The organism is Aeromonas sp. 1HA1, assembly GCF_029237385.1.
GTDB classification, from domain to species: domain Bacteria; phylum Pseudomonadota; class Gammaproteobacteria; order Enterobacterales; family Aeromonadaceae; genus Aeromonas; species Aeromonas popoffii.
On sequence record NZ_JAACGC010000015.1, the window covers coordinates 32,103 to 44,774 of the forward strand.

Here is a 12,672-nt window from a genome sequence, read left to right on the forward strand (position 1 = left end):
TTGTTGATGAGCTTTTCGGTCGCCCTATTCAGGCAGTGGCAGCGCCTTTCTATCGAGCTTACCGCTGCCAGTCTTGGGCAAGGAATCGAGCAAAAAAATGCGCGCTGGCACCATATAGTGCGGCAGCGTGGCCTGCAGCCCCTTGCGCAGGGCAAGGCGATGGAGGATCACCCCGGCGTTGGCCTCCACATAGCCCACCAGCATGGCCTCGTCCCCCTCGCCGACGAGGCGCACCGCCGCCTCCTGCACCCCGGGTTGACGACGAAGGCCCGCCTCCACCTCCCCCAGCTCGATACGAAAACCGCGCAGCTTGACCTGATCGTCGCGCCGCCCCAGATAGAAGAAGCGATCCATCCCCAGTCGGCGCACCCGGTCCCCGGTGCGATAGAGGCGATGGGCATCGACCCGCAGGAAAGCCGCCGCCGTCAGGCCGGGCTTGCGCCAATAGCCTTCACACAGGGCCGGGCTCTCGATGCAAAGCTCCCCACACTCCCCCTCAGATACTGGCAACCCCGCCTCGTCCAGCACCCAGTGGCGGTAGCCGGGCAGGCTGTGGCTGATGGTGATCTGCCCATTGGGTGGGGGCCAGCGCACCTCGCTCACCAGGGACCAGACGGTGGCCTCGGTCGGCCCATAGCAGTTCCACAGCCGTTTGGTGCAGCCGCAGAGCTGCTCGGCCAATCCCGAATCCAGCGCCTCGCCGCCACACAGGGCGGTGAGGCGCTCGTCTCCCTGCCAGCCTGCTTTGAGCAGCATGCGCCAGCAGGCTGGCGTGGCCTGCAACCAGTTGATGGAAGGGTCGGCCTCGAGCAACGCCATCATTCCCAGAGGATCCTTGTTGTGCTGGCTGCCAGCCACCGTCAGCCGGCCACCGCCCCAGAGCGGCCCCAGCATCTCCAACAGCGAAATATCGAAGGCTGGCGTGGTAATAAAGAGCCAGTGGCAGACCGGCGAGAGCCCGAGCCGCTCGCGGATCCCGTCGAGGAAGCAGAGCAGGGCCCGCCGGCTGATGACCACCCCTTTGGGCTCGCCGGTGGAGCCCGAGGTGAACATCATGTAAGCCGCCAGCGCATCGTCCACCCTGGGCCACTCAACCTCCGCGTGACCCAGACCGGCGAGGGAGCGCAGCGGACAGCCGCAGGCTGGCACCGCCCTATGCCCATCGCAGATCACCGCCGAGAGATGGGCCTGACTGGCGATGCCCTGCAGCCGCTCCACCGGAAAATCCGGCTCAAGCGGCACAAAAGTGAGGCCAAGCCGCAGGCAAGCCAGCACGCTGGCCACCAGATCTGGGCCTCTCTCCAGATAGAGGCCGACCCGCTCTCCCACCGCCAACCCCTTCAGACGGGCGGCGATCTGACCGACCCGCAGGTTGAGTTCGCCATAGTTGAGCCAGGCACCGGGGCCGAGCTCACTCATACCGACCCCGCCCATACCGATGGCGGGGGCCAGCGGGGTGGCGGCGAGGCAACTGGCCAGGCGCGAGCTCAGTGTCTGCTCGGCGGCCAGCCTGCCTTGCGGCGAGCTCACCGCCCGATTGGCCTTCTGTTTGACGAAAGGTTGGTCAACCTGGTTCAGGGCACTCATAGCACCTCCTCGGGCAGCCGCACCAGCCAGTGCTGATAGAGCCGACTGGGGGACGGGTGGGCCTTGAGATCTCGCAGAGTGAGTGGCGCACGCTCGCCAGCGAAGGCGGTATTGAGGGCCGCCAGCAGGGCGAGCTGTTGCACCGAATCCACCCCAAGTTCACACAGGGTCTGCTGCCAGACACCGGGCACGCCGCATTGCCGCTCCCACAGGGCCACCAGCGGACGGGCCGCAGGCGGACAAGGCTTGGCGACTGGCGCGGCGGAGCGCCCTGCCACAGGGGCAGGCAGGCTCATCTCATCAGGTCTGGCCGGCAGCGCAAGGTTCGCCCCCGCCAGCCAGCCGAGTTCAGCCTGCCAGGCGGCCAGCACAGCGTCTGCCTGCACCATGGGGATCAGATCTCCGTCGAACTCGAGGCGCAGGCTGAGCTGGCCCCCTCGGGCATTCACCACCAGGGAGAGCGGCAGTTCTACCTTCTCCACCACGGCGCCGAAGTGCGGCACCAGTTGATGGGGCTCGGGCTGCTCCGGCTGCGCCGGCACAGGGTAGTTTTCGAACACGAACAAGCTCTGGAACAGGCGGGCCCTGCCCTGCGTCAGCGCTGCGAGCGACTGGGTACCGTGCTCATTGAGTGCCATCAAATCCGACTGCAGCCGGGCGATATGCTCGGCCAGGGTCGCCTCGCTGCGCCAATCCAGGGCCAGCGGCAGGCTGTTGATATAGAGGCCAACACTCTCGGTGATCCCCTCGATGGGGAAATCCCGGCCCGGGGTCACGTTGCCCACCAGGGTGATGTCGTCGCCACAGCAGCGGGCCAGCAGGCGATGCCAGGCATACTGGGCCAGCAAGCCTGTGGTCACCCCCAGCTCGCGAGCACGGGCTTCCAGTTGAGCCGACACGTGTGGCGCCAGGGGTTGGCTGCACACCGCAGGCTTATGCTGTGTCAGCTGCGGCTCCAGCGCCACCCCGAACAGGCAGGAGAGATCGTTGGGCCGGGCCAGCAGCTCGGCGCGCCCCTGCCAGTAGGCCTCGCTGGCGCGGGTTTGGCTGGCAATATAGCGGCCAAATTCGAGCCAGGCCCCATCCGGTTCGGCGTGCGGCAGCAGGCCGTTCATCAGGGCTTGGTAGCAGCGATGCAGGGAGCCCAGCAGCACGGGGCCACTCCAGCCATCCAGCACGCCATGGTGGGCACTGAAGATAACCTTGTGGTGATCGGGTGCCAATTTGAAGCAGGCGACCCGCAACAAGGGGGCCCGTTCCAGCGGGATCGGGCGGGCCAGATCCTGCTGGCGATAGGCCGCGATGCGCGCCTCGGCCTGCTCATCCCCCACAAGATCCTGATAGTGAAATGGCAGCTCGGCATGGCACAGGATACGTTGTAGTGCCACCCCATCCGCCAGCACCAGTTCGCTACGCAGGGCCGGCCAGCGGGCGATCTGCACCTGCCAGGCCTGGCGGTAGACGGCCAGGTCCAGCGGCTGGCGATACCCTATCTCGGTCTGCAAGTGGTAAGCCGTATCACGAGGCGCCAGCGTCCTGTGATAGAGCATGCTCTGTTGCAAGGACGTCATGGGCAACAGTGTCTCCACCTCGCGCCCGCTCAGCACCTGGTCGAGCGCCGCTTGCGAGAGGCCAAGCCCCGGGAAGTCGCTCGGGGTGTGGCGCGGGGCGCTCACCCCACAGCAGTGATCCACCAGGGCACGCAGGTTGGCCGCCAATCTCACCATCAGGGCGTCGCTCCCTTGCTGGTTGAGGGCGCCGACCTGGCGCAGAGTGAGGCAGCCGTCATAGATGCCCCCGTGCAGACTGATGAGCTCGCGCGGCAAGTTGTCCGGCGACGTGGGCGCCCCTGGCGCCATGGGCAGAGGCTGCCAGGGCTGACCTGCGGCACCTTTCGCTCGTGATGCCTGATGGCTGACCCCCAGGTAGTTGAAGACAATGAGGGCCTCGGGCAACGCCCAGCCACGGGGATGGTGCAGACGCAGGGAATTGAAGCCTACCCCCTTGTCCGGCACGGCCCGCAGCCGCTCCTTGGTGGCGCACACCAGCGCATCCCACTCTTGCTCATCGGCCAGCGCCAGCGGATAGGTACTGGTGAACCAGCCCAACGTGCGGCTCACATCGAGCTCGGCGTCTATCGCTTCGCGGCCATGCCCTTCCAGCATCACGCAGTGGCGGCTACCGTAACCGAGATCGCTCAGGGTGCGCGTCAGGGCGGCCAGCAACAAGTCGGGCACCCGGGTGAAGAAGACCTGATTGGCCGGGTCAATCAAGCGGGCCGTGGTCTCCTTGTCCAGTTGCAGCAGGCTGGCGGCGGCGCGGCCATCTTCGGCGCGCTGCGCTTCCAGCAGGCCTCGCTGGCTGCCCTCCCCCTGGGCCAGCCAGAACGCCAGCTGATCCTCTTCGCGCAGGGCATAGGCGGCCAGCCCTTCGCCCCACTGGCGATAGCTGCTGCCCTTGGCGGGCAGGGGCTCGCCCCGGCTCACCCGGGCGAGATCCTCGACCAGAATGCGCCAGGAGACGGCATCGATAACCAGATGATGGAAGGCGAGGAAGAGCCCCTCCACCGGCTCTGCCTCACCCTCGATGGTCAGGTTGCGCAAGCGAGCCCAAGCCAGGGTGTGGCCGCTGGCGGGATCGAGATCCCCCTGCAGTTCGGTCAGCCGGGCCTGCAGTTCAGCCGCGCCGAGTGCCCCTGCATCCAGGGTCGGCAAGGATGGCAGCGCCAGCTCGGCCAGATAGCGCTGGCCGGTCGCGGTCACCGCCAGGCGCAGGGCGTCGTGGTGCTGGCGCAGGGTGGTCAGCCAGCCATGCAGGGCGGTATCGTCCACCCCGGCGGGCAGGCGCAGTATCACCCCCTGATTCCAGTGGCCGGGCTTGGCGAAGCCCTGCTCGAAGAACCAGTGCTGGATGGGATGAAGTGGGAAGTCGCCTGTCAGGCAGCCCTGCTCCGTCTGGTGATTGACCGCCTGCTGCTGGCCGAGCTGACGGCAGAGGCGGCGCACGGTTTTGGCCTCGAACACGTCCTTGACGCTGCAGTGCAGCCCTGCATCCCGCAGCCTTGTGGTGAGCTGGATGCTGAGGATGGAATCCCCCCCCAGACGAAAGAAGTCATCCTCCACCCCAAGCGGCTGCTTGAGCACCCCCTGCCAGATGGCGAGCACGGTTTGCTCCAGCTCGCTTTGTGGCTCGCGCTTGCTCTGTTGCCAGTCAATGGCGGGCAGGCAGCGCAGGTCCAGCTTGCCATTGGGGGTAAGCGGCATCTCGGTGAGCCAACAGAGCCGCACCGGCACCATGTATTCGGGCAGGCATTCGCCCGCCTGTTGCAGCAGGGCCTCGCCGTCCGGCTCACTCGCCCCCGCATTCAAACAGGCGTACGCCAGCAGGCGGCCGTCTTGCACCACTACCTTGATCTGGCGGATGGCCGGACACAGCGCGGCGACTTGCGTCTCTATCTCGCCGGGCTCGATGCGATAGCCGCGCAGCTTGATCTGTTCGTCAAGCCGACCGAGATAACTGATATTGCCGTCGCGGCGCAGCAGGGCCTGATCGCCGGTGCGGTAGAGGCGATAAGTGCGGGTATCCGTGTCTGCATCAAGCGTCAGCTCGATAAAGGCCTCTTGGGTTCGCTCAGGCAGATTGAGGTAGCAGCGGGCAAGCCCCAGCCCCGCCAAGCAGAGCTCACCGGGCACCCCCACGGGGCAGAGGTTGCCCCCTTCGTCCAGGATCAGCGCTTTTAAATTGCTGATAGGCTGGCCTATGGTGATGGGCTGACCCGGCACCAGCCGCGCGCAGAGCGCCGTGACGGTGCACTCGGTCGGGCCATACATGTTGTAGAGTGCAACCCGCTCTCCCCAGCGTTCCACCAGGCTGCTCGGGCAGGCTTCGCCGCCGAAACCGATGGCCTTGAGGGAACCGAGATCGGTCGGTGGCAACAGGTTCGCCAGCAGGGCGGTGGGCAGGATCATATGGCTGGCGCCACAGTTGATCGCGGCCGTGATGGCCCCCTCGCCCGGCTCGCCAAAATGCAGGGCTGCGCCGCAGTAGAGCGGCAGCAGGGTGGTCATGTTGCCCGCATCGAACGACAGAGACATGCTGTTGAACATGGCCCCGTTCTGATCAAGGGCGATGCGCGCGCCGTGATCTGCCATCAGGTTGACCAGGCTGCCCTGCTCCACCATGACCCCCTTGGGCAGGCCTGTACTGCCGGAGGTGTAGATGATCTGGGCCAGCATGGCGGCGTCCCGAAGGGTAGCGGGAGCCTTGCTTGATAGCCCATCCAGCGCCAGCAGATGCAGATTGTGGTAACCGACATCTGTGCCCATAAGGGGCTCGGCGAGCCGGGCGTCCGGCTCTCCTCCCAGCACTAGCTTGATGGCGGCGTCGCTCAGGAGATGGGCCAGCCGCTCGGCGGGATAGGCAGGATCGAGCGGCACATAGGCCGCCCCCGCCTTCCAGCTGGCGAGCAGGGCGACCACGAAGGCGATATCCCGTCTGGCCTGGATGCCGATGGCGGCCCCATGCGTCACGCCTCGGGCCAACAGCCAGTGGGCCAGCCGGTTGGCGCGCTCTTCCAGCTCGCCGTAACTCAGGGCTCCCTCGCCGTCACTCACCGCCAGCGCGTCGGGAAACTCCGCCGCGCGGCGCTCGATATGGCAGAGCAGGGTGTCGCGGCTGGGATAATCCAGCGGCAGGCTGGCGAGCTCAGCGGCCAGCGCCGCCTGGTCTTTACCTGCCTCCAGCGGCAATTGCCAGATATCGGTCTCGGGGGCCGCCACCACGGCGCGCATCAGGTGCAGCAGCCGGTCCGCATAACGTTCAATAGTGTCACGCTCGAACAATGCGGTGGCGAACAACCAGTCCACCCGTACCGAGTCCATCAGCTCGGTCACCTTGACCGAGATGTCAGTCTTGGCGGGCAGCACGGGGGAGGTCTCCTCCACCAGCTGGCAGCCGGGGATGAGATCGTTGAAATCTACCTTGGCCTGATAGACCAGCATGATCTGGAAGATGGGGTTGATGGCGGTGGTACGATCGGCGCCGATGGCCTCGGCCAGCGCCTCGAAGCGGTAGAGCTGGTGATCGAAGGCCGCCAGATCCTCTTCCCGGCACTGCTGCAGGTAGTCGACAAAGCTGGGCTTGCCGGTGAGTTGAGTGCGCAGCACCAGGGTATTGACGAAGAAGCCCACCAGTGACTCGATTTCGTGGCGCTCACGATAGGCGAGCGGCGTGCCGATGACCACTTCCTTCTCGCCGCTCTGGCGCACCATCAACAGGGCAAACAGGGCGTGCAGGCCGATGAAGTTGGAGGTGTTGTGGCGCTGGCACAGCCGCTTGAAGCTCTCCCACAGGGCGTTGTCGATGGTGGAGAAGACCAGCTCGCCGCCGCTGGCCTGATGGGCTGGCCTCGGCTTGTCGAGCGGCAGGCCGTGCACCTCGGGGCTGCCACCGAGGCGGTCAACCCAGAACGGCTTGAACTCGGCGTGATAGTCGAGAAAGCGCGGCGAATTGAACCAGTGGGCATAGTCAAGATAGGTGAGCGGCAACTCGGGCACGCTCAAGGGCTCCCGGTTCTGATGGGCCAGGAAGGCGCGCTTCAAGTCGGCAAACATGTTCTTGACCGACCAGCCGTCCGAGATGATGTGGTGCTGGGTGATAAGCAGCACGTGCTCGCGCTCGCCGAGGCGAATCAGGTGCACCCGGCTGAGGTCCCCTTTGGTCAGGGAGAAGGGACGCCCTATCTCTTCGCGCACTCGCCTGGCCACATAGGCCTCACGCTCGGCTTGCGGCTGCTGGCTGACGTCTTCAACGGGCAAGGTGAAGGGAACATGCGGCAGTATCTCCTGCGCCCCCCTGCCCGCCTCGTCCTTGACGAAACGGGTGCGCATGCTGGGGTGGCGGGCAAAGAGGTGATCGAAGGCGAACGCCAACGCCGCCGTATCCAGCTCGCCGTGTACGCGAAAATAGACCGGCATATTGTAGAGGTGGGAGGCCTCCTCGTACTGCTCGATAAACCAGAGTCCGCTCTGGGAGGAGGAGAGCGGCCCGCGCAGAGCCCCTTGCGCTTCACTTTGCGCAAGAATGGGCGCCTCGAAGGCGGCGCGGGCGGCCAGACAGCGCACCAACTCATCCTTGTGCGCCTTGATGGTGGCGCCAATGGCGGGGGTCAGCGCCTCCTTGCTCGACTGGGAGACCAGCTGCCCCTTGTCGTTGAGGGCTAACCTGACCCCCTGGCGTTCCAGCTGTTTTAGCAGCGTTATCATATTGTTCATTACTTACCTCAGGCGCTCAGGGTGGCGCCGCCGTCGACGACCAGATCCTGCAGCGTGATATGGCTGGCCAGGCTGGATGCCAGGAAGAGCACGGTATTGGCGATCTCCGCCGGGGTGGCGATTTTGCGCAGGGGAATGCCGAGCTTGAACTGATCCGGCAGCCCGGCAATGGTGCGGGCCATGGCTCCCTCGTCCGGCAGCATACCCCGCAACATGGGGGTATCCGTCGAGCCCGGCGACACCAGGTTGACCCGCACGCCAAAGGGGGCCAGCTCCAGCCCCACCGTCTGGGTCAGACTAGTGACCGCCGCCTTGGAGGCACAGTAAGCCGCCATCTGCATGCGCGGCACATGGGCGGCGTTGGAGCCGATGGTGACGATGGCGCCGCACCGCTGCGCCTTGAAGTGAGGCACCAGGGCCCGCAGCAGATAGAAGACGCCGCTGGCGTTGACTGTCATGCAATCGTGCCAGTCGTCATCACTCAAGGCTTCGGTGGGACCGAGGCGCAAGACCCCGGCTCCGTTGACCAGCACATCCAGCACGCCGTCCGCCAGCAGCTGCGTGCAGCAGGTGTTGACCGCTGCGGCATCACCGATGTCGAGCAGCCGGGTGGCATAGGGGTAGCCAGCCTCGGGAAACGCCAGATCCAGCCCCACCACGGCGGCGCCAGCGGCCACGAACTGCTCCGCCACCTCGCGCCCTATGCCACGACCGGCCCCGGTCACCCAGACCCGCTTGCCACTGAAATCAAAGGCCATTTTTTGCTGTTCCATCTTCACGCACCCCATCACCAGACCATCTCCACGCTCTCTTCATCCTCGGTCAGCTTGCCATCAAGGAAGCGGCAGAAGTCATCGAGACGGGGATGATCGAACACATCGGAGACCTTGACCTGCACCCCGAACTCGGCACCGAGCCGATTCACTATCTGTATGGTCTGCAGGGACTGGCCCCCCAGCTCGAAGAAGTTGTCCGCTGGCGCCATGGTGGCGAGCCCCAGGATCTGCTGCCAGATGGCGCCGACCCGGTTCTCGGTCTCGCTGCCGAGGGACTCTTTGCCAAGGAGTAGCGCCTCGCCCCCCCCCTGGTACTGAGCCAGCAGGGCCTTGCGATCCAGCTTGTTGGAGCCGGTGCGAGGCAGCTGGTCATAGTGGCGATAATCGGTGGGGATCATGGCGGCGGGCAGCACCTTGGCGAGCTGCGCCTTGATGGCCCGGCTGTCACGCTCCGGCCCTGCCACGAAAGCCACCAGCCGGCGCACGCTGCCAAGGCTAATGCCCTGCACGCAGGCCTCGTCCACCCCGGGCAGGGCCAGCAACTGGGCCTCCACCTCGCCGGGCTGGATGCGATAGCCGCTGATCTTGAACTCGTTGTCGCGCCGACCCAGATAGACCAGGCGGCCAGCCACCAGCCGCACCCTGTCGCCAGTGCGATAAACGGGCAGGGTCTGCTCACCGACCCGAAGGGTCTCAAAGCTCCCCTGCTCGCCACCCACATAGCCGTTGGCAAGCTGCGGGCCGAGCAGCACCAGCTCCCCCTCGCTGGCAGGCTGATCCCCTGCCCCCAGAATGAGCGCCTGCATGCCGGGCAGCGGCAGGCCGATGGGTAACTGGATCTGGTTCGGGTCTTCCTGCTGCAGCTCCTGGGTGGTGACTACCACAGTGGTCTCGGTTGGGCCGTAGGTGTTGAACAGGCGCACGTCGGCGCGACCCTGCCGCTGCCACTGGGCCAACTGCTCGGGGTAGACCGCCTCGCCGCCTATGATGACGGTGGCCAATCCCGAGGGAATGTGGGCCTGGCCCGCCGTCAGCGCCACCACCCACTCGTTCCAGAACGCCGTGGGCAGATCGAGGTGGGTGATCCCCATCTGCTCCACCCCGGCTGCAAAGGTGGGCATGGATTCGAGCAGGGTGTCGGTGCGCAGCACCAGGGTAGCGCCAGCGCTTAAGGTGGCGAACACCTCCTCTATGCTGGCATCAAAGTTGAAGGGGGCAAATTGCAGCATCCGAGCCCCCTCATCCAGGTGATAGCGGCAGCGGGCGGCGGCGGCGAAGTGATCGAGCGCCCCGTGACTGACCGCCACCCCCTTAGGCAGACCGGTCGAGCCCGAGGTGAACATCAGGTAAGCGACGGCGCGACCAGCGGCGGGCTGATTCAAGCGGTTGTCGCTCAGCAGATCCCCCGCCAAGAGGGTCCGTCCTTCGAACAGGCTGGCCAGCTTGTGACGATACTCCGCCTGGGTGATCAGGGTCTTGACCTCGCCAAGGCGCAGGATATGGCCCTGGCGCTCCAGCGGCTGCTCGGGGTCGAGGGGCACATAGACGGCGCCCGCCAGCAGCACCGCCAGCTGGGCGAAGATGGCCTGGGGGCTGCGGGCCAGCATGACGCCCACCTTGTCGCCGGGGGCAACGCCGGCGGCCTGCAGGGCCGCCGCCATCTGCTCGCAACGAGCCAACAGCGCCTCATAGCTGACGCTCGCCTCCCCCTGTATCAGGGCAATCTTGTTCGGCGTCTGGGCAGCGAAGTGGCTGAGCGCGTCCAGCACAGGGCGCACCTGGAGAGCCTCGTGGGCGGGGCCGGTGATCAGCCGAGATTGACACTGCTCGGCCAGCCAATCGGCCTTGAGGGACCCCAGGGTCTGGGCGGGCTCGGTGAGCCAGCGGCCCAGCAGAGCGAACAGGGTATCGGCGATAGTCGCCAGATCGGCCTGCTGGTAGCAACCGGGATTGGCATCCAGATCCAGCCTGGGTTGACCATCGGCCCCCACCTGCACCTCTATGGTGAGATCCTCCACCGGCCCGGCGCTGATGTTAAGGATATGGGCACTGAGCGGCCCGAAGCGACGGGCGTGATCGAACGGCATGATGTTGACCAGGGGGCCAAACAATCGCTTGTCTCCCCCCACCAGGCCCAGGTCTCGGCGCAGCAGCTCGTAGCGGTAGTGCTGGTGCTTGCGTACACCGCGCTTGGCCTTGGCCACGGCCCCAGCGGCCCCCGCCAGATCCAGCCCCTCGTCGAGGGCCAGCGCCAACGGGGTGATGTTCATCTGCATGCAGGGCACGGTCAGCGACGCCGACCCGATGCGGTTCATCATCATCAGGCCGAGCAGGGTCTGTTGCTGGCCGCTGGCAAGCGACAGCTGGGCCGAGAGCCCGGCCAGCAACAGATCAGGCCAGCCCAGCTTGTGTTCGTCGGCAAAGCCTGTCAACGCCTGCCACAGTGCCGTCGGCAGCGGGCGGCTCTCGCGGATAAATTCGGCGGCGATGGGGGCGCGAGTGTCGCTAAAGGATGTCACCTCTGGCCAAGCCTGCAATTGCGCCTGCCAGAAAGCGCGAGCGGCGGCGTTCTTGCCACCCTCCTCGCGGGCCCGCTCTTCGGCCAGTACCTCATCCAGTAGGCCAAACGGCGATGGCGACGGCGCAGCCCCGGCCAGCCCTTCGCCATAGAGTTCGGCGATACGCTGGAACAGCAAGGTGGTGCCAAAGCCGTCCAGCGCGATGTGGTGCACGCAGCTGCAGAGGTAATCCCGGCCGGGGCCGCGCAGCAGGGCGAAGCGGCAGGGAGCCGCCTCGGTCAATGCGAACGGTCGGCGCAGATCGGCCCGGGCCCAGTCGCGGGCGGCAGCCTCGTCATCGCTTTCAAGGTTCACCTCGTCATAGGCGAGTGGCACATTGGAGGAGACGAAACAGACCGCCTCCCCATCGTCTGCAAAATGGCCCTTGAGCGCCTCGCACTCACCCACAGCCCGGGTGAGTGCCGCCACCAGCACGGCTGCGTCGACCTTGCCATCGAAGGCGATACACTCGGCGGTGTTGAACATCGCCTTGTCGTCGTTGAGTAGATGACCGGACCAGAGCCCCTGTTGGGGTATGGTCAGCGGGAAGCGACTCATGGGGTCACCTCCAGGGTCTTTTGTTCGGCAAGCTTTGTTTCGATCACACGCCACCAGCCGTTAAGGGTCGGCAGCTTGGCGAGATCCACGAAACCCAGCTCCACCCCGGCGGCGCGCCACTCGGTGAGCAGGGACATGATGCGCACCGAATCCAGGCCGTAGTCGATGAGGTTCTCGTCCGGGTCAAACTCCCCTTCGTCCTCATCGATATGGCTCAGCAGCCGCGTCTTGAGTCCCTCGTAGGTCAGTAATGGATTGGTCTGGGCGGCGAAAGCGGAAACCGGAGCGAGCACCAGCACCTCCTCGCAGGGGATCACCTTGCCGCAGCGGGTCGCCACGTAGTCGAGCGCCATCTGGTGATCGGCCTGGGAGAAGTCCGCCACCCCGTCCGCCAGGAAGAAGGGCTGGATGTCGCGCATGAAGGCGTCGCAGGCGGTCATCATGCAGCCGATATGGCCGTAGATGCCGCCTATGATGAGCTGATCCCGCCCCAGGTCTTTGAGCATCTGTTCGAGTTCGGAGCGCTGGAAAGCGCTGTAGCGCCACTTGACCAGCACTGTGTCGTCACGCTCCGGGCGCAGCCCTGCCACCACCTGCTGCAGCTCGGGGCGCGTGTTCAGACCCGGGCCCCACATGTCGTTGAGCAGGGCGCGATCGTCGGGGGATTGATCCTTGGGCTGGGCCGTGTAGTAGACCGGGATGCCGAGGGCCTTGCACTGTTTGCGCACCGCGGCCAGCCGCTCGGTGAGCGTGGCGATCAGCGGGCTGTTCTCGCCATAAAACGCGGTGAAGTACTCCTGCATATCGTGAATGAGCAAAGCAGCGCGTTTGGGCTCCAGCGTCCAGTTGACCTTGTTGGCCTTCCACTGGTTGGGCATGGCGTAGTTGTTCAGGGTTGGGATAGCCATAACGTCATGATTC

The 12,672-nt window shown here is 65.7% G+C and carries 5 protein-coding genes; all 5 read right to left on the minus strand.

The window, feature by feature from the left end; all coding sequences use genetic code 11:
• Positions 1-24: 24 nt before the first annotated feature.
• Genes GWQ22_RS07275 through GWQ22_RS07295 form a run of 5 tightly spaced genes read right to left on the minus strand, consistent with a single transcriptional unit; the run spans position 25 to position 12,659 of the window.
• The gene (locus tag GWQ22_RS07275) at positions 25-1,587 is read right to left on the minus strand and encodes an amino acid adenylation domain-containing protein (RefSeq protein ID WP_275929886.1); all 1,563 of its coding nucleotides are present in this window, start codon (positions 1,585-1,587) and stop codon (positions 25-27) included.
• Positions 1,584-7,859: an amonabactin biosynthesis non-ribosomal peptide synthetase AmoG gene (amoG, locus tag GWQ22_RS07280; protein ID WP_275929887.1), complete on the minus strand. Its 6,276-nt coding sequence runs from the start codon at positions 7,857-7,859 to the stop codon at positions 1,584-1,586. The genes GWQ22_RS07275 and amoG overlap by 4 nt, the downstream gene beginning before the upstream one ends.
• 8 nt (positions 7,860-7,867) lie before the next feature.
• A complete protein-coding gene (gene dhbA, locus GWQ22_RS07285) occupies positions 7,868-8,617 on the minus strand; it encodes a 2,3-dihydro-2,3-dihydroxybenzoate dehydrogenase (protein ID WP_275929901.1) in 750 nt (249 codons plus the stop codon).
• A 29-nt stretch (positions 8,618-8,646) separates the two neighbouring features.
• Positions 8,647-11,751: an amonabactin biosynthesis non-ribosomal peptide synthetase AmoF gene (gene amoF / locus GWQ22_RS07290; RefSeq protein ID WP_275929888.1), complete on the minus strand. Its 3,105-nt coding sequence runs from the start codon at positions 11,749-11,751 to the stop codon at positions 8,647-8,649.
• A complete protein-coding gene (locus GWQ22_RS07295; protein WP_275929889.1) occupies positions 11,748-12,659 on the minus strand; it encodes an isochorismatase family protein in 912 nt (303 codons plus the stop codon). Before GWQ22_RS07295 ends, amoF begins: the two co-directional genes overlap by 4 nt.
• Positions 12,660-12,672: the final 13 nt, after the last annotated feature.